We start from the raw sequence: 21,215 nt of genomic DNA, 5'->3' as shown, positions 1-21,215 counted from the left end.
ATTCCTCTTAAAGGTTCGCCGGGTCCTGGACGAAGTCCGGGAAGATGTTTTCGGGCCACTTGTAGACGATCAGGGTGTCCATCAACTCCGAGGGCAGCCCCTTGGCTTTTTTCTCCTTCTCGGCCTCCAGCACGGCCAGCACGTCCTTGACCCGGGGACCGAACAAACCTTCCAGGTATTCCGTCGGGATGCGCGGCTTGGAGGGGTCCACCTTGCCGTGCATGTCGACGGCGGGCGGCGACAGCGGCGGCACGTAATAGACGTTGGGCTGGGTGCCGTACTCCTGGTGCAGCGGCAGGGCCACCTTGAACTTGTGCACCAGCTTGTGGATCGGGCCGTTCTCGTCGTCCAGATAGCCGACGAAGCGCAGCCGGCCGGGGCACTGGCGCGCGCAGGCCGGGGCGACGCCCTTTTCCACGCGGGGGAAGCAGAAAATGCACTTCTGGGTCACGTCGCGCACGTGGTTGTAGTAGATGCGCTTGTAGGGGCAGGCTTCCATGCAGAAACGGAAGCCCTTGCACTGCTTGTCGTTGATGAGGACGACGCCGTCCTCGTCGCGCTTGTAGATCGCGCCGCGCGGGCAAGCCTCCAGACAGGCGGGATGGGTACAGTGGTTGCAGATGCGCGGCAGGTAGAAGAAGTGGGAGTTGGGGTATTCACCGCCCCCCTCGTCCTCGTCCCAGTTGGGGCCCCAGTCCGGGTCTTCGCCCTTGGTGTTGACCGGCTTGAGGTAAACGGTCTTGCCCTTGCCGCCGTGGAAGACCTCTTCCTTGTTGAACTTCCAGGCGTCGCCGAACTCGTCCCGGGTCGGGATCTTGCTGGGCCGGGGCTCACCCTTCTCGTCCCAGCCGCCGCCCATGCCTTCCCAGTTCTTCGGCGTGCCCTTGCCGGGCATGGTGTTCACCACCGCCCACCACATGTTGTCCATGCCCTCCTCGCGGGTCCATTGCCGCTTGCAGGAAATGGAACAGGTGTGGCAGCCCAGACACTTGTTCAGATCGAAGACCATCGCCAGTTGGCGCTTGGGCTTTTGCAGAACGCCGTCGAGTTCGCGGCCGATGTCGGTTTTTTCGCTCATGAAATTCTCCTATTCATGAAGGCCGCCCTAGCGAGCAACCTCGATGTGAAATCCAGCTTTCCCGGCGAGCCGTACAGGGAACGAAAGGGGAAGAGCCCGACGAAGCTTTCCCGCCGGGCCGCCTCGAACCCCCCGGCGGGGGACGAAGGGGGGCGAGCCACCTCATGCCTCGATCTGTAGTTCCAGCCAGGCCGGCGAGAACGCCTTGATCCCGGCGCGCTCCAGGTTGCTCCCCTCCCACACCGCGAACGTGGTGCGCAGGGTCTGCCCCGGAACGATCTGGATCGCGCTCGCCGCCTCTTTTTCCACGCGCAGGGCGCGGCGCATGACGACGGTCCAGCGCCCGTTGGCATGCACTGCCTTCGCGGTGATCGAGGTATCGTCCATCACCCGGGAAGTGCCGATCCCGGTCGCCATGTCGCTCCGAGCGCGGGACGGGTGATCCGCCCGCCAGTACCAGAGATTCACCGGCGCCCCCTCCATGCCCATGAACAAGGGGGCGTCCTCGGACAGGGGAAACAGCATCGCCGCCGCGTCCGGGAAATCGGTGTTCTCGATGCGCTGCTCGTTCTTCGTCGGATCCTGCCACTCCAGGCGGAAGGCGATCTCGTCGGCGTTGCGCAGGGCCTTCACGGTCAGGCTCTTGGTCTGCCCATAGGGTTTGTCCTGCCATTTGGTGGTGATGTACTTGGTGGGTTGCATCGCCGCCGGCGCCTGCATCAGCGCCACCGTCTCGCCCTTCGCCGTACCCCAGACCGAGGCCGCCGGATCGCCCAGCGCATCGCCACCCACATCCATTCGCTTGACCAGCATGACTCCTCCTCCTTCTCATGGCGTCGGACCGACATGCCCGCGCACACGATCCACACACATATCGATCAGTCGTTATGTTTGTATTATTCTGCGGTCGCCCGCAACTTGCAAGCCCTTTTCGCGAAAAACGCGCTTTTCCGCCGGATCGGCCTCTATGAAGGGAGGAACCGGTTTGCGGCCGGCAAAGCAAACCACGGCGACACGGCGAGAATCCCCCCAGTCCCGGCCCGCCCCCTCACCCCGGCCCCGCTCCGCGCCCCACAAGGGGAGAGGGAGAGTTCTTGCGACGACCGATGCAGCAGGTTCCCTCTCCCCTTGTGGGGCGGAGGCGGGGTTTCGTGGAGCGTGCTCCACGCCGCCGCAAGGAAAAGCGGCACGCGCCGCCAGCCGCAACGCATCGGTGCCGCCACAGCGCTCCCCCAAACACCCGAGCGCAGCGAGCCAATGAGAACCCCCCGGAGGGAGGCGAAGGGGTGGAATGCCGAAAAAGCTTTTCCGCCGGGCCGCCTTTCCCACGATGGGGAAAAGCGGCACGCGCCGGAGGCGCAACGCATCGGTGCCCCCACAACGCTCCCCCAAACACCCGAGCGCAGCGAGCCAATCAGAACCCCCCGGAGGGGGGCGAAGGGGGGCGAGCCTAAACCCCTGCCTTTCTACGATAAGCGGTCGGCGTCTCGCCCGCCCACTCGCGGAAGGCGCGGCGGAAGGCACGGTCGCCGCTGAATCCCAGGCGCTCGGCGATGTCTTCGGTCGGCATCTCGGTCTGCCGCAGCAGGCATTCCGCCATTTCGTACCGACAGCCGGCGCGCAGTTCGATGTAGGACGTGCTCTCCTCGTCCAGGCGGCGGCGCAAGGTCGCCGGGCTCACGTGGAACAACTGCGCGACGGTGGCGAGCGTGGGCACCTGGTTGCGGTGTTGCAATGCGTCCAGGAACAGCAGGCGGATCTGGTCGCTGAAGGCGGTCTTGCGCGCACCGCCCAGGGACAGGTCGAACGGAAAGAAATCGACGATGCTCTCCAGCTCGGCATTGGAGCGCACCACGCGTTGCGCCAGCTGGCGCGCCGGAAAACTCAGCGAGTTCGCCGGCTGGTCGAACTTCAACGGCACGCCGAACACGTCGAGCAGCGGATGCGGCCGGTCCGGCGCGCCATAGGCGATGCCGGCCCCGCTCAGTTGGAGGCGGCTGCCGATCAGCCAGGAAAATAGCTGATAGTAGAAATACAGGCCCGTGAGCGCCACCAGCAAGGCGGCGCTGTCACGGTTGCGGCCGGGCACCTGCAAGGTGAACTGCGCGACCTCGCCTTGCTCACGCACGCGCAGTTCGCCGCCGCGCTCCTCCATCACGGCGTTGAATTCCGCGGCGCGCGCGATCGCTTCGCCCAGGGTGCCGCAGGAGACCACGCAATAGCACAGCATATTCACCGCGCGCTTGCCCATCGGCCGGCGTCCCTCGCGCGCGCAGCAAAGCCGCTCCAACTCGCCCGCGCCATACCGGTATATGCGGGTGAACTCGGTGGCGGGCAGCGCGGCCACGCTGCCGTTCAGCACGGAGGACAGCGGCGTCTCGATCGCCGCCTGCCGCCACAGCGATTCCAGATCGCCGCCCAGGCGTGCCAGTTCCTCCAGCAGGGGACGCGCGTAGTCGGCGGGTATGGACAGGAAGGTCCGGTGCGTGTTCATGGGCGATTCCGAGCAGTCGATCCGACGCAACTTGCTGGAAATACCGCTCGCCTGTCAAGCGGTGAGCATGCTCCCGGAATGCCTCGCAGGTGTCGGCGCGGTGGTCGAGCGTGAGCAGCCCGTGGTCGGGTTGGGCACCACGGCGGCAAAGACCCGTAGGTCGGGTTAGCGCAGCGTAACCCGACATCGGTGTCTACGACGGCTGTCTGTCGGGTTACGCCCTGCGGGCTAACCCGACCTACGCGACTGATTGTCGCTCATTTGGCCGATCATGGCGCCCAACGCGAAGCTAATCCGATCTATGCGACCATCAAATAGTGAGCGATTGCGTCCCCCTACTGATCGCCTTGCATTACCGCTCATATCCCGCCATTACTGAACGTCATGGAAGCCCACTGGGCGAAGAGCGGAAAATTGAGCGAATTTGTCCCATGCAATGAGCGTTGCCGGCCTGTGCCCGGGTTGTCGTCCCGACCATAATGGGCATCAAGGGTTTTCGCCGTGCCCGCCGTGCTCGCCATGGTTTGAACCGAGGCTTTCAGAATGATCGTCGTACAGGACCGAATCAGCGTGGCGGCCGCCGACCTGCCCCGGCTGCGCGCGCTGCTGGAGCAACGCTACCTGCCCGCGGCCCGCGGGCGGGGTCTGACGCTGGTGGACAGCGGCGTCTCGCCGCCGTTGGACCGGGGGCGGCAGCCCTGCACTTTCTGGCTGCGCTGGCAACTGGCGGACGTGGGCGCCTTCTGGACCATGCGCGCCATGGCCGGCATGGATCCCGGCGTGGCGGCCTTCTGGGCCGAAGTGGACGGTTTCTGCCCCGCCCGGACGCGGGAATTCCTCCGTCCCGACGCCTTTGCCGACGCGCCCCTGCCCGGTCCCGTTCCCCTTGCCGCCTTCCTCGGCCAACCCCGAGGCTGGCGCGAGACGGCCCAACTGCACCTGCGCTCCGGGATCGGCGCCGAACAGCGGACGGCGCTGGAAACCGCCCTGGCCCGGATGGCGGAACAGCCCGGCGTGCTGGACGCCCATCTGGGGCACAACATCGCAGTGGCCCACGGCGCCGGGCATTACACCTGGGACGTGCGCTACCGTGATGCCGAGACCGCCGCCGCGGCCAAGGCATCCGCTTTCTGGACCGGAACCCTGGCGCCGCTGTTCGACCGCTGCCTGGAGCGCATGGACTTGATGGCGCTGGAAACCGTCGCCGCCGGGGCGCGGCGGCCGGACCTGAGAACCGGCATCAAGCGCACCGCCCTGTTCCGGCTGATGGACGGCGTCGACCAACGCGGGCGGGACGAATTCGAGCGCGATACGCTGGAGATGCCGGCCTACATCCCGCAAATCCTCAACTGGCGTCTGAGCCGCGCGCTGCCCCCCGCCGGCGGTGGTGCCACGACCATTCCCTGGAGCCATGTCTGGGAGCAGGAGTACGCCCGACTCGACGACCTCAACGGCCCCTACATGATCCACCCCCATCACTGGGCCTTCGTCGATACCCTTTTCGATTTCGAATCGGGCCGCCAGATCGTCGATACCCGGATCTGCCACGCCTACTGCCCCCTCGACGGCGGCATGCTGGGCGCGGAACTGGCCCAGTCCAGCCAACACGGGAAGGAAACCCGATGAACCTGCTGCAAGACAAGATCGCCCTGGTCACCGGCGCCAGCCGCGGCATCGGCCGCGCCATCGCCCGGCGCCTGGCCAGCGAGGGCGCCACCGTGGTGGTGACGGCCCGCAGCCTGGATCGGGCCGGAGAGTTCGCCGGCACCCTGCATGAAACCGTGGCCCTGATCGAGGCCGCCGGCGGCCGCGCCATCGCCCTGGCCGCCGACCTGGAAAAGCCTGCCGAACGGGACGGCCTGGTGGCGCGCACCGTGCGGGCGGCCGGCGGGCTGGACATCCTGGTCAATAACGCCGGCATCGCCGACTACGCGCCCACGGCGGAGATGCCGATGGCGATGTTCGACGCCACCCTCGACCACTACCTGCGCGCGCCCTTCGCCCTGATCCAGCAGGCCGTGCCGGAAATGCGCCGGCGCGGCGCGGGCTGGATCGTGATGGTGGGCTCCTGCACCGCCCTGCCGCCGGGCAAGCCGTACGACATCTTCGCCCGCCTTGGCGGCGCCACCGTCTACGCGGCCGCCAAGGCGGCGGTGCATCGCTTCACCCAGGGCCTGGCGGCGGAATTGCAGGCCGACGACATCGCGGTCAATGCCGTGGCGCCCAGCACGGCCATCAGCACGCCGGGTGCCGACCGCTGGACGCCGGCGGACTACCCCACCGAACCGGTGGAATATCTGGCCGAGACGGCCCTGGCGCTGTGCCACCGGCCGGCCGCCGAGCGCACCGGACTGGTCACCTACAGCCTGCATTTCCCCCTGGCCATGAACCTCCCGGTGCACTCCCTGGACGGCCGCGAATTGCTGCCGCCGCCCGTGATTCCCCCCTATGCCCATACCGGCATCTCCGGCACCGGCGAATGAAAGGACACATCGTGACATCCAGCATCTGCTTCAAGGGCGGCACCGCCGTCATCACCGGCGCCGCTGGCGGCGTGGGTGGCGGCCTGGCCCGCAAGGCTGCCGCTTTGGGAATGAACCTGGTGCTGGCCGACCTGGATGCCGGGCAGCTCGACGCCTTCGCCGCCACCCTGGATGCCGAGGTGTTGACCGTGCCCACGGACGTCACCGATCCCGCCGCGGTGGAAGCGCTGGCGGAACGCGCCTGGCAGCGCTTCGGCCGGGTGGACCTGTTGTTCAACAACGCGGGGATCATGAGCGCCGGACTGCTGTGGGAAATCTCGCCCGAGAATTTCCGGCGCTGCCTCTCCATCAACGTGCTGGGGATACACCATGGCATCCACGCCTTCGTGCCCCGGATGCTGAAGGCGGGAATCCCGGCCCACATCGTCAATACCGCGTCGATGGGCGGCTTCGTCTCCAGCCCGATGATGGCCCCCTACAACGCCGGCAAGAGCGCGGTGGTGTTCCTGACCGAAGCCCTTTACAGCGAACTGAAGATGGTCCAGGCCCCGATCGGGGTTTCCGTGCTGGACCCCGGGCCGGTGCAAAGCGGCATCTTCGACGCGCCCTTCGGCGATGGCGGCGGCAACCCGGCGGTGCGCCGGTTCATCGACGACATCCATCACCACATCGCCAGCGACGGCGGCATCACCCCCGACCAGTCGGCGGAAAACACCTTCGCCGCCATCCAGGCCGGGGAATTCTGGATCCTGCCCTACCGTGAACCGCTGGATACCCTCCTGCGGCAGCGGACGGAAGGCATCCTGGCCCGCCGCGCCCCGGGCGCCGCCACCGAATAGGAGCGACCAGGATGCGCGCGATGATCATCGAACGGACCGGCGGCCCCGAGGTCCTGCAACTGCGGGAGGTCCCCACGCCCGAGCCCGGCCCCGGCCAGGCGCTGATCCGCATCGCCTGTGCCGGCGTCAATCCGGCGGACTGGAAGGACCGCCAGGGCATGCTGGCGATCTACCAGCCTTACCGCTTCCCCTACATCGTCGGCTTCGACGCGGCCGGCGTGGTGGAGCGGGTGGGCGCGGGCGTCGACGGCCTGCGGCCGGGCGATCGGGTGTTCACGCCCGGCAACCACGGCCAGGGCGCCTGGGGCAGCTATGCCGAATACCTGGTGGCGGACGCCGACCGGGTGGCCCTCATCCCTCCCGGCATGAGCTTCGAGGCCGCCGCCGCGATCCCGGTGGCGGCGCTGACCGGCTGGCAGGCGCTGTTCGACCGGGGCGGGCTGAAAGCCGGGCAGCGCGTGCTGATCCACGGCGGCTCCGGCGGCCTGGGCAGCTTCGCGGTGCAGTTCGCCCGCTGGGCCGGCGCCGCCGTGGCCGCCACCTGCGGCACGTCCAACCTGGACTATGTGCGCGAACTGGGGGCGCAGCGGGCCATCGACTACCGGCGCGAGGACATCGCCGCCACCGTGGCGGACTGGGCGCCCGGCGGGCTGGATCTGCTGATCGACGCGGTGGGCGCGAGCACCCTGCCCGACGGGCTGGCGCTGGTGCGTCCGGGCGGCGTCTTCGTCAGCATCCCGACCCTGACCGACGACGGCGACATCGAGGCCAGCTTCGCCGCCGCCGCGGCGCGGGGCGTCACCCGCATCTTTTCGACGATGACCGACAAGGGCTGCGGCGTCCAACTGGCGCGCATCGCCGGGCTGGTCGCCACCAGCGAGGTCCGGCTGCCGCCGATCCGGACCCTGCCCCTGGCCCAGGCGGCCGACGCCCACCGGCTGATCCAGGAAGGCCACACGCGGGGCAAGCTGGTGCTGAAGGTGGCGGAGCCCTGAGCGCCGCCGCACGGCCGCCGGCCCGCCATCGATGCGCCGGTCAGGAGCCGAGCATCATGAAGCCGCCGTCGACGGCGATGGTCTGCCCGGTGATGAAGCGGGAATCGTCGCCGGCGAGGAACACCAGCACCGGCGCCAGATCGCGCGAGGGATCGCCCAGTTTGCCGCCCAGCGGAATCAGCCTGGCCAGGCCCGCGTCCATGGCCTGAAGCGTGGCCGCGTCCATGGTCTGGCGCTGGCGCTGGAAAATCTCGGTGGCGATCACCGGCGCCACGCAGTTGGCGCGCACGCCGTGGCAGCCCCATTCCTGGGCGATGCTGCGGGTCCAGGCCATCACCGCGCCGCGCGAGGCGGCATACACGGCGTTGCCGGCGTTGCCGCGAATCCCCTCCACCGAGCCCATGTTGACGATCGAGCCGCCGCCGGCCTTCAGGTGGCGGAACGCGGCCTGGTTGGTCCACACGGCGGCCTTGCCGTTGAGATCGAACATGCGGTTCCAGTTCGCCGCATCGACCTGGTCCGCCGGACAACTGCCATGAACGCCCGCCGCATGGACCAGGGCGTCCAGTCCGCCCAACTCCGCCGCGAAGGCATCGAAAACCCGGAACACGTCCTCCCGGTCGGCGACGTCGCAGCGGCGGCTCGACACCCCGGCCGGCAATTCCGGCCGCGCGTTGTTGTAGGTGCAGGCGACCCGCGCGCCCTCCGCCGCCAGCAGCCTGACGGCGGCGTTGCCGATGCCGCCGGCGCCGCCGGTGACGATGATGCGTTTTCCTTCCAGCTTGCCCATGCCGGCTCCCCCTCGATCGATCTTGATAAGATTAATCCTGTAATTTTAAATTGAATTCCAAATTCGAGCGCCGCGGATTCGGCGGCGCGGGCCAGTTCTTCCCATCGTCCTGACAGGAGTTGCAGCATGAATCATTCATCGAACGGCAAGGTCGCCATCGTCGCGGGCGGCGGCGGCATCGGCGGCGCCACGGCCCGCAGGCTGGCACAGGCGGGCACCGCCGTGGTGATCGGCGACCTGAATCCGGACGACGCCGAGGGCATTGCCCGAGGCATCGTCGCCGCGGGCGGGCGCGCCGTGGGCGTCGGCTGCGACATCGGCAGCGAAGCCTCGGTCCAGGCCATGGTGGCCCAGGCCGTGAACACCTTCGGCGGCCTCGATCTGATCCACGTCAACGCCGCGGACCTGTCCGTCATCTTCCGGGACAGCAACGCCGTGGACGTGGACCTGGCCGTGTTCGACCAGACCATCGCGGTGAATCTGCGCGGCCACCTGCTATGCACCCGCGCCGCCATCCCCGAGCTGCTCAAGCGGGGCGGCGGCGCCATCGTCTATACGACCTCGGCCGCCGCCTTCATCGGCGAGGAGGAGCGGCCCTGCTACGCCATGGCCAAGGCCGGCCTCAACGCATTGATGCGCCACGTCGCCTCGCGCTGGGGACAGCACGGCATCCGCGCCAATTGCGTGGCGCCCGGCTTCGTGGTGACCGAGAACAATCTCAAGACCCTGCCGGAAGGCTTCGCGGATGCGGCGGTGAAGCGCACCCGCAGTACCCGTCTTGGCAAGCCGGAGGACATCGCCGCGATGGTGGCCCTGCTGCTCTCCGCAGAGGGCGAATGGATCAACGGCCAGGTGATCAGCGTCGACGGCGGCTCGACCATGCGCTGATCGTCCGCCCCCGCCCCCTCCGAACGATGCCCAGGCTCGCCGCCCAGCCTTGTGGACTTGGCGCAACAATCACGAACATCGATTTATTGTTCTTTAAATTCATTCGATTATTTGCAACAAACGCTTGCAGGCACCCAAACGGAAGGTTCATTGCGCGCCTTGGCAATTAACTGCTCAGGCAGCAGTGTCCGCATACTCATTACAGGTACCCCTATCATCGCCGGCGGCACTTTTTAGTGTTTCAGGTGGCGTTCCTCCCCCAAAACGATGACTGACGGGGGTAGCCATCTCCTCAGTTTTTCGACTCGAAGGAGAATTGCAATGCGTGACAAGAAGAGCGCACTACCCACCCTCGCAGTACGCGCACTACCCCTGCTGATCGCCGCCGCCTACGCCGGCGGTGCGATCGCGGACGAAACCAAGCTCGAAGAAGTCATCATCACCGCCCAGAAGCGCGCCGAACGCCTGCAGGACGTGCCCATCTCCATCTCCGCGATCAGCGGCAGCCAACTGGAGACCCGCGGCATCGAAGGCAGCAAGGATCTTTCGTCCCTCGCCCCCAACCTGATGGTGAGCTACGGCAACTCCGGCAACAGCACCATGTCCATCATCTCGATCCGCGGCAGCGGCTCGGGTTCGCCCTCGATCTTCCTCGACACCGCGGTCGGCACTTACGTCGATGGCGTCTATGCCGGCAAGAACCAGGGCGGCCTGTTCGACATCGTCGACCTGGAGCGCGTGGAAGTGCTGCGCGGCCCCCAGGGCACCCTGTTCGGCCGCAACACCCTGGCCGGCGCGATCAATTTCGTGACCAAGAAACCCAGCGGCGTGTTCGGCGGCACCGTGAGCCTGGACGTGGGCAATCATGGCGCCAACGTCCAGCGCGTCGCCATCGACCTGCCGCGCATGGGCGCCCTGAACCTGAGCCTGGCCGCCCGCAACGAGACGCGCGACGGCTACGTCAGCAACGCCACCACCGGCAAGGACGCGGGCAAGGTGGACAAGCAGTCCTATCGCCTCGCCGCCACCCTGGACGTCACGCCCAAGTTCCAGGCCAACTACACGTTCGATCACACCGACGTCGACAACACCCCGCTGCCGGTTTCGCTCTATACGCCGTATGGCTGGAAGGGCCCCGTCACCACCAACACCTCGGCCAACAACGCCTACGCCCAGCGCGCCGCCATCATCGCGGGCGCCTCCACCAGCTTCCCCTCTTCCCGCAACACCACGCCCGGCATCGCCGAATGGGAAAAGATGAAGACGGACAACCACGCATTGACCTTGTCCTACCAGGTGAACTCCAACAACACGGTCAAGTACATCTATTCCAACCGGCACATGGACTGGTCCGACTCACTGGATCTGGACGGCGTGACCGCCAACATCTACGCCTATCGGCGCACGACCCAGCTCCAGACCGACTCCCATGAGCTGCAATGGGTGGGCAGCAGCGGCAACCTGAACTACGTCGCCGGCTACTATGCCTACAAGGAGCGCAGCCACACCTACAACCCGCAGACCAGCGGCGGCGGCTTCAACTTCGCCACCGACTTCTCCGGCAGCGTCGAGGCCAAGGCCCTGTTCGCCCAGTTGGACTACGCTTTCAACGACAAGTGGTCGGGCAGCCTGGGCGTCCGCCGCTCCATCGACGAGAAGGGCGTCGACTCCAGCCAGTACGGCACCGGCACCACCTTCGACGGCGCGATGACGGCCGCCGGCCTGCCCGCCTTCATCAACCTGGGCACCCTCATCCCGGTCACCACCTCCCTCGGCGATCCGCTTTCCGTAATAGCGCCGGGCGTGGCGCTGGACTACGCCAAGCAGCCGACCGGCGCCACGACGGTCGCCTACCCGGCGGTGTTCCATGCCGTGGCGAAGAAGTCCTTCGCCTCGACCACGCCGGCGCTGAGCCTGACCTACAAGTTCAATGACGGCTTCAACGTCTATGGCCGCATCGCCAAGGGCTTCCGCTCCGGCGGCTTCGCCGCCGAGGCCGGCGGCGGTTCGGTGGCCCAGGTGACGGCGGCCCGCACCACGCCGTTCAATCCGGAGAAATCCACGACGACGGAACTGGGCTTCAAGGCGACCCTCCTGGACGGCAAGGCGAAGATCAACGGCGCGCTCTACCAGAACAAGATCACCGACCTGCAGACCAACCAGCTGGTGGCGGGCACGACCAGTTCGATCATCGTGAACGCGGGCAAGGCCACCTACCAGGGCCTGGAGCTCGAAGGCCAGTTCGTGGTGGCCGACGGCTGGCGCGTCGGCGCGAGCTGGGGTTACATCGACGCCAAGTTCGACCAGTACATGGACAACGGCCTGAACAACGGCGGCGCACTGATCGACACCGCCAGCAACCGGACGCCGGCCTACGCGCCCAAGCACACGATCAACCTGAACGTGGATGGACGCATCGCCAAGACGGCCTGGGGCACCCTGCGCGGCGTGGTGGACGTCACCTATACCGACAAGATGTACAACCTCGCGGGCAACAAGAGCCTGGCCGCGCCCAACGCGGGCGGCGCCAACGATGCCGAGATGTGCCTGATTCCGTCCAAGACCCTGGTCAACGCCCGCCTGACCCTGGCCGGCGTGCCGGTCGGCGGACCGGGCCGCGCCGACGTGTCGCTGTGGGTGCGCAACCTGGCCAACGTCCGCAAGCCGGTGAACTACATCGACCTCAGCTATTACCGCGTCGCCACCTGGACCGAGCCGCGCATGGTCGGCCTGTCCTTCGGCTACAAGTGGTAATCGCCGCGCGGGCGGATTTCCGCCCGTAGCCGGCAACACCTTGCGGGCGCCGATGGTCGCATGACCATCGGCGCCCGTTTTTCATTCGTGGAAAACGGAAATGCGCGTCTGCCGCCCCCCATTGCCGCCACCGAATGTCGCGGCAATACAACAATCGTGAACTTCAATTCGATACCGCTATTAATCAAACGATTAAAAAAGAACACCGGCCCGGCAGACGGATAGTCGCAAGTCGATATCGAGCCACTTTTTCCTGCCTATGCAGGCATCACCCCAACAACGAATCACCACGATCTACCATCCGCGTCCGGCCATGGCCTTGGCAAGATTCCTCCATGCCCATGGACCTCCATTTCGAACCGGTAGGAGAGAATTTCAATGCGTTACCGTAAGAGCACGGCCATCGTGCGCGCACTTCCCCTGATGATCGCGGCCGCCTATGCCGGCGGCGCCACCGCCGACGAAGGCAAGCTGGAAGAAGTCATCGTCACCGCCCAGAAACGCGCCGAGCGCCTGCAGGATGTGCCCATTTCCATCGCCGCCATCGGCGGCGCGCAGTTGGAGACCCGCGGTCTGGAAGGCGCGAAGAACCTGGACGGCCTGGTACCCAACGTCACCATCAAGCCCAACAACAGCTCTCCCCTGATTTCGGCGGTCGCCATCCGGGGTCTGAACTCCGGCCAGCCCGGCATCTGGGCCGACCCCGCCGTGGGCCTCTACCTCGACGGCGTCTTCGTCGGCAAGAACCAGGGCTCCCTGTTTGAAATCGCCGACCTGGAACGCATCGAAGTGCTGCGCGGTCCCCAGGGCACGCTGTTCGGCCGCAACACCGAGGGCGGCGCGATCAACTTCATCACCCGCAAGCCCGCCGGCGTCTTCAGTGGCAATGTGGGCATCGAGCTGGGCAACCGCCATCGCCACGTCGAGCGGGCGTCCATCGACCTGCCCAAGGTCGGCGCGATGAGCCTGAGCTTCGCGCTGCGCAACGAAGAGCAGGATGGCTTCATCAACAACCCCACAGGCAAGAAGTGGGGCGACAAGAATCGCCAGTCGGCCCGTCTGGCGGCGAACTTCGACATCAGCCCGAAGTTCAAGATCGACTACGCCTACGACACCAGCACCATCAACGAAATGCCGTCGTCGCCCAGCTCCCTCATCAGCACGACGGGTTACAACAAGCTGTACACGTCGCCGCTCGTCACCGGCACCGACCCCTATTTCAACGGTCTGCGGGCGCAGATGGCCCAGTACGTGAATGCGGGCTATCCCTCCTCGGTGGGCTCGGACCCCAACCGCCAGTATTTCCAGAAGCTGGATGTGTCCGGCCACATGCTGACGGCCAACTACGAGCTGAACGCCAACAACAGCCTGAAGTACATCGGCAGCTACCGCAAGATGCGCTACCAGGACAGCACCGACCTGGACGGCACGCCGCTGCCCATCTTCAACGCCGGCAAGGACACCCACTACGACACCTATTCGCACGAGTTCCAGTGGATCGGCAACACCGAGCGCATGAACTACGTGCTGGGCTACTATCAGTTCCGGGATGACGGCAACACCCTGAGCTTCCAGAACGGCCTGTTCTACAACTTCGGCATGGACCCCCGCGGCCCCTACTACCAGATGCCGTACTACCGCGTGAAGACCGATGCCAAGGCGGTCTTTGCCCAGGTCGACTACAAGCTCACCAACGCGCTGACGGCCACCGTGGGCGTACGCCGCACCACGGAGGAAAAGGGCGGCGACATCTGGAAGATCTACACGACTTCCGGTTTCGCCATGCCCGGCCCCAACACGCCGGTAGGCGCCAGCGCGGGAGCCGCTTACGGCACCGTGGCCTATCAGCCGACCTGGACGCCCCAGAGCAATACGGCCAGCTTCTCCGCCACGACGCCGGTGATGGCCCTGAGCTATCGCCTGAACGAGAGCGTCAACGTCTTCGGCCGCGTCGCCAAGGGCTTCAAGAGCGGCGGCTTCTCCCTGGAGGCCCCGACGTCGGCGCAAGCGATGACGCCCTTCCAACCCGAGCGCTCGACCGCCTATGAACTGGGCGTGAAGACCAGCTTCTGGGACGGCAAGGCCCAGGTGAACGCCACCGTGTTCCGCACCGACGTGAAGGACTTCCACGTTTCCCTGCTGCCCCCGGGCGGCACCACGCCGGTGATCGTCAATGCCGGCAAGTCGCGGAGCCAGGGCTTCGAACTGGAAGGCAGCTTCGTGCTGGCGCCGGGCTGGAAACTCCAGACCAACTACGGCTACCTGGATGCCAAGTTCAAGGAGTACCTGGGCCGCAACCAGTGGGGCGCCCTGGTCGACGTGGCGTCCAACACCGTGCTCGGCTACGCGCCCAAGCATCAGTTGAGCGTGAGCCTGGACGGCCGCCTGGCCAAGACCCAGTGGGGCACGCTGCGCGGCATCCTCGATGTCAACTACTCGGCCAAGTACTACAACTACAGTGGCCAGAAGACGGCGGTCGGCACCAATGTCAACGTGGGCAACTCGGTGGATGAGTCGACGATTCCGGCGATGACCTTCGTCAATGCCCGTCTGCTGCTGTCCGGCGTGCCGGTGGGCGGCCCGGGCGCCGCGGACCTGTCCCTGTGGGTGCGCAACCTGACCGACCAGAAGAAGATGCTCGGCCACATCGACGTCGGTGGCTACTATCGCGTCGCCCAGTGGACGGAACCGCGTACCTACGGTGTCTCTTTGAACTACAAGTGGTAAGAATTCCGGAGGGGCGGATCTCCGCTCCCCGGACGGCAACATCTTGCGGGCGCCGATGGTCGCATGACCATCGGCGCCCGTTTTTCATGGGGTGGCGGCAACGGTTATAATCCGCCGCCTCCGAGGAGCGCTGCGAGGGTCTCCCCCCAGGCTCGGACATTTCAGAACGGCGCTCGCCTGACCCGACCGGGGAGGGTGAGCCGCATCCTTCCCGGTCACAGCCATAGGAGTACCACGCTGTGACTCAAGCTACCCAGGATTTCGACTACGTCGTTGCCGACCTCGCGCTCGCCGACTGGGGCCGCAAGGAAATCCGGATCGCCGAGACCGAGATGCCCGGCCTGATGTCGATCCGCGACGAATACGCGAAGAGCCAGCCGCTCAAGGGCGCGCGCATCACCGGCTCGCTGCACATGACCATCCAGACCGCCGTGCTGATCGAGACGCTGACCGCGCTCGGCGCCGAGGTGCGCTGGGCCTCGTGCAACATCTTCTCGACCCAGGACCACGCCGCCGCCGCGATCGCCAAGGACGGCATCCCCGTGTTCGCCGTGAAGGGCGAGTCGCTGGAGGACTACTGGGACTACACCCATCGCATCTTCGAATGGAAAGATGGCGGCTACTCCAACATGATCCTCGACGACGGCGGCGACGCCACGCTGCTGCTGCACCTGGGCAGCAAGGCCGAACGGGATCTCTCGGTGCTCGACAAGCCCGACAGCGAGGAGGCCACCGTGCTGTTCGCCTCGATCCGCGCCAAGCTCAAGCAGGACCCGGCCTGGTACTCGACGCGGCTGGCCCAGATCAAGGGCGTCACCGAGGAGACCACCACCGGCGTGCACCGCCTCTACCAGATGCACGAGCGCGGCGAGCTGAAGATTCCGGCGATCAACGTCAACGACTCGGTGACCAAATCCAAGTTCGACAACCTCTACGGCTGCCGCGAATCGCTGGTCGACGGCATCAAGCGCGCCACCGACGTGATGGTCGCCGGCAAGGTCGCCGTGGTCTGCGGCTACGGCGACGTCGGCAAGGGCTCGGCGCAGGCGCTGCGCGCGCTCTCCGCGCAAGTGTGGGTCACCGAGATCGACCCGATCTGCGCGCTGCAGGCGGCGATGGAAGGCTACCGCGTCGTCACCATGGACTACGCCGCCGACAAGGCCGACATCTTCGTCACCTGCACCGGCAACGTGCACGTGATCGACCACCACCACATGGTGAAGATGAAGGACCAGGCCATCGTCTGCAACATCGGCCACTTCGATTCCGAGATCAACGTCGCCTCGCTCGAACAGTACCCGTGGGAGGAGATCAAGCCGCAGGTCGACCACGTCATCCTGCCCAGCGGCAACCGCATCATCCTGCTCGCCAAGGGCCGCCTGGTGAATCTGGGCTGCGCCACCGGCCATCCGTCCTACGTGATGTCCTCGTCGTTCGCCAACCAGACCATCGCCCAGATCGAGCTGTTCACCCGCACCGCCGAGTATCCGATCGGCGTCTACACGCTGCCCAAGCACCTCGACGAGAAGGTCGCGCGTCTGCAATTGAAGAAGCTCAACGTCCAACTGACGACGCTGACGCCGCAGCAGGCCGCCTACATCGGCGTGCCGGTGGAGGGGCCGTACAAGACCGAGCACTATCGGTATTGACGTACCGCGATTGATGGGTCGTCATCGAGCCGCTGCCCAACCGCCATGGCAATGAACTCCTTCCATTCCCGCGCGCCGAAGCGCAAGCCGCCCCGGCACGAGCGGGAGGCGGTGCCAGCACCCGTGCCGGCGCAGGCGCAGGGCGACGCGCTGCGCGCCGACGCCTGGCTGGTGGCGCACGGCCTGGCGGCGTCGCGCGCCGCCGCGCAAAGGATGATCGAGGCTGGGCGCGTCTCCTGGGACGGCGTCGCGGTGGTCAAGCCTGCCCAATCGCTGCCCGCGAACGCGGAGGTGACGGTGGCCGACGACGATGCCGACCGCTACGTGTCGCGCGGCGGCCTCAAGCTGGCCGGCGCCCTGGCGGCGAGCGGCATCGACCCGCGGGACCGGGTCTGCCTGGACCTGGGCCAGAGCACCGGCGGCTTCACCGACTGCCTGCTCCAGGCCGGCGCCGCCCGGGTGGTGGGCGTGGACGTGGGGCACGATCAACTGCATCCGCGCTTGCGGGAGCATCCGCGAGTCGTCCGCCTGGAAGGCATCAATGCCCGCTTCCTCGACCGCGGCGCGCTCGACACGCGGGGCGCCCACTGCCCCGCCGCCGGTTTCGACCTGATCGTCGGCGACCTTTCCTTCATTTCCCTGACCCTGGTCCTGCCCCGCCTGCCGGCCCTGCTCGCACCTCATGGGCAGATGCTGCTGCTGGTCAAACCCCAGTTCGAAGTCGGCCCACAACACGTCGGCAAGGGCGGCATCGTGCGCGACGCCGCGCTCTATCCGCAAGTGGCGGCAAAATTGAGCGAGGCCGCCCGCGCGGCCGGGCTGCGGGTGCGGGGCTGGTTCGACAGTCCCATCGCCGGCGGCGACGGGAATCGTGAATTCTTTCTCTGGACATGCCATGAGCAAGCCTGAACTTTCGATCGAGTTTTTCCCCCCCCAGACGCCGGAAGGCGCCGTCAAGCTGCGGGAAGCGCGTGCCCGGCTGGCGGCGCTGAATCCGGCCTTCTTCTCGGTGACCTTCGGCGCCGGCGGCTCCACCCAGGAGCGCACCCTGGACGCGGTGCTGGAGATCCAGCGCGAAGGCCATCAGGCCGCGCCCCATCTCTCCTGCGTCGGTTCCACCAAGGGCAGGATCCGCGACATCCTGGGCCGCTACAAGACCGCCGGCATCCGCCGCATCGTCGCCCTGCGCGGCGACCTGCCTTCCGGCATGGCCCATCCCGGCGAGCTGCGCTACGCCAATGAACTGGTGGAATTCATCCGCCAGGAAACCGGCGACTGGTTCCAGATCGAGGTCGCGGCCTACCCCGAATGGCACCCCCAGGCGAAGAGCGCGCAGGAGGACATGAGGAACTTCAAGCGCAAGGTGGAGGCCGGCGCCGACGCCGCGATCACCCAGTTCTTCTACAACGCCGACGCCTACGAGCATTTCGTCGGCGAGGCGCGCGCGCTCGGCGTCGCCATCCCGATCGTGCCCGGCATCATGCCGATCGGCAGCTTTTCCAAACTGTCCCGCTTCGCCGACGCCTGCGGCGCCGAGATTCCGCGCTGGATGCGGCGCAAGTTCGAAGGCTACGGCGACGACGCGGAATCCATCCGCGCCTTCGGCCTCGACGTGGTGACCGAGCTCTGCCAGCGCCTGCTGGACCGCGGTGCGCCCGGCCTGCATTTCTATTCCCTCAACCAGTCCGCTCTGACCACCGAGATCGTGCGCCGCCTGGGCTTGTAGTCATCATTGCCGGACATGTCCCCTGGGCTATAAACGGAATGTATGTCCATTCCGTGAAGCGCGAAGGGGGTGTGCCATGTCGGACCATGTCTACAAGATCATCGAGGTCACCGGGTCGTCCAGGCTGGGCACCGAGGACGCCATCAAGAACGCCATCGCCCGGGCCGACAAGACCCTGCACAACCTGCGCTGGTTCGAGGTGACGGAAACCCGGGGCTGGCTGGAGAACGGCCACATCGGCCAGTGGCAGGTGACGCTGAAGGTGGGGTTGCTGCTCGACGAGTAGGGCGTCCGCCTCAGCCGGCCCGCCTCAACCGGCCCGGCTGACCCGCAGAATGCCGGCCACCACCAGCGCACAGCCGGCCAGTTGCCAGAGGGACATGGCCTCGTCCAGCACGGCCCAGCCCATGCCGATGGTCAAGAGCGGCCCCAGGGTGCCGATCAGCGCCGCGCGGCCGCTGCCGATGCGGCGGATCGCGGCGGACTGGGCGAACACCGGGAACACGGTGGACAGCAGCGCCATCGCCAGGGCATAAACATAGACCGGCCAGGGCTGGACCAGGGCCGCCACGGGCTGGGCGAGGAAAAAGTGCGTCAATGTCGCCAGCCCCGACACCAGCAGGGCGAGCGCGGTGAAGCGGCTGGCGCCCAGCAGTGGAATCAGGTGCCCGCTGCCCGCCAGGTACAGCGCGTAGGCGATGGAGGACAGCAGCACGAAGCCGCCGCCGATCCAGACCGCCAACGAGTCGGCGCTGGTGTGCAGATCGTGCGCGAAGGCCGCGCCGATGCCCAGGTAGCACAGCGCCAGCGCGCCGATCTCGCGCCGGCCCACGCGCTGGCCGAAGAACAGGGCGCCGATCAGCAGGGTCAGGGTCGGATAGGTGAACAGGATCAGCCGCTCCAGGCCCGCCGAGATGTAGCGCAGGCCGATGAAGTCGAAAATGCTGGCGCAGTAATAGCCGAGCAGGCCCAGCGCCAGCACCGCCAGCCATTGGCGCGGGCTCAGGGGCCGCGAGTTGCTCGACTCGCGCAGCGCGATGAAGATGAAGAACGGCAGGGAAAAGGCCATGCGCAGGGCCAGCAGGGTGATCGGCGCCACCGGCTGGGCTTGCGGCGTGGCATAGGCCAGCTTGACCAGGATCGCCTTCATCGAGAAGCCGAAGGCGGCCAGCACCGCCAGCCAGACGCCGGCGCGGTAGGTCGCCGGCGAAACCGAGGACGACGCGGACACGATCAGCGGCGGCGGCCGCCCAGGATGGAACCGAGCACGCCGCGGATGATCTCCCGCCCCATCTGGGAGCCGATGGCGCGGGCGGCGCTCTTCGCGGCCGACTCCAGGATCGAGTCGCCCCGGCCGCCGCCCCTGCCACCCCCCTTTGCGCCACCGCCGCCCAGCAGGTCGCCCAGGATGGTGCCGAAGCCGCCGCCGGCCGGCGATCCGGTGCCAGGCGAATGCGGCGCACTTGTCGGCGCACTTGCCGGCGCATTCGCCGTCCCCGACCCGGCGCCCCGCAGCCGTTCGTAGGCCGACTCGCGGTCCATCGCCCGCTCGTAATGGCCATACAGCACGGATGCCTTGATCAGGGCGTCGCGCTCCGCGGCCGTCAGCGGGCCGATGCGGGAGGCCGGCGGCAGCACTAGGGCGCGCTCGACGACGCTGGGCGTGCCTTTGGCGTCGAGAAACGAGACCAGGGCCTCGCCCACCCCCAGTTCGGTGATCGCCTGTGCCGCATCCAGCTTCGGATTCGCGCGCAGGGTCTCGGCGGCGGACTTCACCGCCTTCTGGTCGCGCGGCGTGAACGCGCGCAATGCGTGCTGCACCCGGTTGCCCAACTGGCCGAGCACGGAATCGGGTACGTCGAGCGGATTCTGGGTGACGAAATAGATGCCGACGCCCTTGGAACGGATCAGGCGCACCACCTGCTCGACCTTCTCCAGCAAGGCCGGCGGCGCCTCGTTGAACAGCAGGTGGGCCTCGTCGAAGAAGAACACCAGCTTGGGCCTCTCCAGATCGCCCGCCTCCGGCAGTTGCTCGAAGAGCTCGGCCAGCAGCCAGAGCAGGAAGGTGGCGTAGAGGCGGGGCGAGTTCATCAGCTGCTCGCCGGCCAGGATGTTGATCACGCCCCGGCCTTCCGCGTCGGTCTGCATCAGGTCGGCCATGTCCAGCATCGGCTCGCCGAAGAACCGGTCGCCGCCCTGCTCCTCGAGACCGAGCAGCCCGCGCTGGATGGCGCCGATCGAGGCGGCGGAGACGTTGCCGTATTCGGTCTTGAACTCGGCGGCGTGCTCGCCCACGTGCTGCGCCATCGCCCGCAAGTCCTTCAGGTCCAGCAACAGCAGGCCCTGGTCGTCGGCGATCCTGAACACCAGTTGCAGCACGCCGGCCTGGGTCTCGTTCAGGTTCAGCAGCCGTGCCAGCAGCAGCGGCCCCATGTCCGAGATGGTGGCCCGCACCGGATGTCCGGCGGCGCCGTGGATGTCCCAGAACGCCACCGGATTGGCGTGCGGCCGCCAGTCCGCCAGCCCCAACTGATCGAGCCGCGCCTTGAGCTTTTCGCCGGCCGCGCCGGCGGCGCCCAGCCCCGACAGATCGCCTTTCACGTCGGCCATGAACACCGGCACGCCGATCGAGGAAAACTGCTCGGCCAGCCGTTGCAGGGTCACCGTCTTGCCGGTGCCGGTGGCGCCGGTGATCAGGCCATGGCGATTGGCCAGGGCGGGCAGCAGGCAAAGGTCGCCGTCGCCGTGGCGGGCGACGGACAAGGGGGGCGGGGAAGCGGTCATGGCGGCAG

General features: G+C 67.1%; 18 protein-coding genes and 1 riboswitch. Of the genes, 12 read left to right on the top strand and 6 right to left on the bottom strand.

The window, feature by feature from the left end:
- Positions 1-7: 7 nt before the first annotated feature.
- From B9N43_RS15100 to B9N43_RS15090, 3 genes are all read right to left on the bottom strand, one after another.
- Positions 8-1,078 carry a 4Fe-4S dicluster domain-containing protein gene (locus B9N43_RS15100; RefSeq protein WP_222428754.1) on the bottom strand — a complete coding sequence of 357 codons (1,071 nt, stop codon included), beginning with the start codon at positions 1,076-1,078 and terminating at the stop codon, positions 8-10.
- Between the two features lie 162 nt (positions 1,079-1,240).
- The gene (locus B9N43_RS15095) at positions 1,241-1,891 is read right to left on the bottom strand and encodes an ethylbenzene dehydrogenase-related protein (RefSeq protein ID WP_145843019.1); all 651 of its coding nucleotides are present in this window, start codon (positions 1,889-1,891) and stop codon (positions 1,241-1,243) included.
- A 637-nt stretch (positions 1,892-2,528) separates the two neighbouring features.
- Positions 2,529-3,572: an AraC family transcriptional regulator gene (locus B9N43_RS15090; protein WP_145843018.1), complete on the bottom strand. Its 1,044-nt coding sequence runs from the start codon at positions 3,570-3,572 to the stop codon at positions 2,529-2,531.
- A gap of 543 nt (positions 3,573-4,115) precedes the next feature.
- Between B9N43_RS15090 and B9N43_RS15085 the strand changes: the two genes are divergently transcribed.
- Genes B9N43_RS15085 through B9N43_RS15070 form a run of 4 tightly spaced genes read left to right on the top strand, consistent with a single transcriptional unit; the run spans position 4,116 to position 7,889 of the window.
- Entirely contained in the window at positions 4,116-5,198 is a 1,083-nt protein-coding gene (locus tag B9N43_RS15085) for a Dabb family protein (RefSeq protein WP_145843017.1), read from the top strand.
- Complete coding sequence (locus B9N43_RS15080) at positions 5,195-6,055, top strand: SDR family NAD(P)-dependent oxidoreductase (RefSeq protein ID WP_145843015.1); 861 nt, start codon at positions 5,195-5,197, stop codon at positions 6,053-6,055. The genes B9N43_RS15085 and B9N43_RS15080 overlap by 4 nt, the downstream gene beginning before the upstream one ends.
- A gap of 11 nt (positions 6,056-6,066) precedes the next feature.
- A complete protein-coding gene (locus B9N43_RS15075; protein ID WP_145843014.1) occupies positions 6,067-6,894 on the top strand; it encodes an SDR family NAD(P)-dependent oxidoreductase in 828 nt (275 codons plus the stop codon).
- Between the two features lie 11 nt (positions 6,895-6,905).
- Positions 6,906-7,889 (top strand): zinc-binding alcohol dehydrogenase family protein, encoded by a 984-nt coding sequence (locus B9N43_RS15070; RefSeq protein ID WP_145843013.1) that lies wholly within the window; start codon positions 6,906-6,908, stop codon positions 7,887-7,889.
- A 40-nt stretch (positions 7,890-7,929) separates the two neighbouring features.
- On the opposite strand, the gene B9N43_RS15065 is transcribed toward B9N43_RS15070, so the two are convergent.
- On the bottom strand, positions 7,930-8,679 hold the full coding sequence (locus tag B9N43_RS15065; RefSeq protein WP_145843012.1) for an SDR family NAD(P)-dependent oxidoreductase: 750 nt from the start codon (positions 8,677-8,679) through the stop codon (positions 7,930-7,932).
- A 126-nt stretch (positions 8,680-8,805) separates the two neighbouring features.
- Here B9N43_RS15065 and B9N43_RS15060 point away from each other — a divergent pair, with 126 nt between their 5' ends.
- The 8 genes from B9N43_RS15060 to B9N43_RS15030 all read left to right on the top strand — a co-directional run bounded on the left by B9N43_RS15060 (position 8,806) and on the right by B9N43_RS15030 (position 18,709).
- A complete protein-coding gene (locus B9N43_RS15060; protein WP_145843011.1) occupies positions 8,806-9,567 on the top strand; it encodes an SDR family NAD(P)-dependent oxidoreductase in 762 nt (253 codons plus the stop codon).
- Positions 9,568-9,888: 321 nt separating this feature from the next.
- Entirely contained in the window at positions 9,889-12,321 is a 2,433-nt protein-coding gene (locus tag B9N43_RS15055; RefSeq protein ID WP_186453852.1) for a TonB-dependent receptor, read from the top strand.
- Positions 12,322-12,381: 60 nt separating this feature from the next.
- Positions 12,382-12,546, top strand: coding sequence for a hypothetical protein (locus B9N43_RS17240; protein WP_186453851.1), 165 nt, complete (start codon positions 12,382-12,384; stop codon positions 12,544-12,546).
- 153 nt (positions 12,547-12,699) lie between these two features.
- On the top strand, positions 12,700-15,048 hold the full coding sequence (locus tag B9N43_RS15050; RefSeq protein WP_145843008.1) for a TonB-dependent receptor: 2,349 nt from the start codon (positions 12,700-12,702) through the stop codon (positions 15,046-15,048).
- A gap of 118 nt (positions 15,049-15,166) precedes the next feature.
- Positions 15,167-15,230: riboswitch (S-adenosyl-L-homocysteine riboswitch) on the top strand.
- A 57-nt stretch (positions 15,231-15,287) separates the two neighbouring features.
- The gene (gene ahcY / locus B9N43_RS15045) at positions 15,288-16,697 is read left to right on the top strand and encodes an adenosylhomocysteinase (protein ID WP_145843007.1); all 1,410 of its coding nucleotides are present in this window, start codon (positions 15,288-15,290) and stop codon (positions 16,695-16,697) included.
- 45 nt (positions 16,698-16,742) lie between these two features.
- A complete protein-coding gene (locus B9N43_RS15040) occupies positions 16,743-17,606 on the top strand; it encodes a TlyA family RNA methyltransferase (RefSeq protein WP_145843006.1) in 864 nt (287 codons plus the stop codon).
- Positions 17,593-18,423: a methylenetetrahydrofolate reductase [NAD(P)H] gene (metF, locus tag B9N43_RS15035; RefSeq protein ID WP_145843005.1), complete on the top strand. Its 831-nt coding sequence runs from the start codon at positions 17,593-17,595 to the stop codon at positions 18,421-18,423. The genes B9N43_RS15040 and metF overlap by 14 nt, the downstream gene beginning before the upstream one ends.
- Positions 18,424-18,499: 76 nt before the next feature.
- Positions 18,500-18,709, top strand: coding sequence for a dodecin (locus tag B9N43_RS15030; protein WP_145843004.1), 210 nt, complete (start codon positions 18,500-18,502; stop codon positions 18,707-18,709).
- A gap of 24 nt (positions 18,710-18,733) precedes the next feature.
- Here the strand turns inward: B9N43_RS15030 and B9N43_RS15025 are convergent, their stop codons facing one another.
- Positions 18,734-19,654 (bottom strand): DMT family transporter, encoded by a 921-nt coding sequence (locus B9N43_RS15025; protein WP_222428753.1) that lies wholly within the window; start codon positions 19,652-19,654, stop codon positions 18,734-18,736.
- A 2-nt stretch (positions 19,655-19,656) separates the two neighbouring features.
- On the bottom strand, positions 19,657-21,207 hold the full coding sequence (locus tag B9N43_RS15020) for a helicase HerA-like domain-containing protein (RefSeq protein WP_145843003.1): 1,551 nt from the start codon (positions 21,205-21,207) through the stop codon (positions 19,657-19,659).
- Positions 21,208-21,215 lie beyond the last annotated feature (8 nt).

The sequence above is a fragment of the Denitratisoma sp. DHT3 genome, assembly GCF_007833355.1.
Lineage (GTDB): Bacteria > Pseudomonadota > Gammaproteobacteria > Burkholderiales > Rhodocyclaceae > Denitratisoma.
Note: the sequence above shows the minus strand (reverse complement) of the source record. Positions and strands in the feature narration are given on the sequence as shown.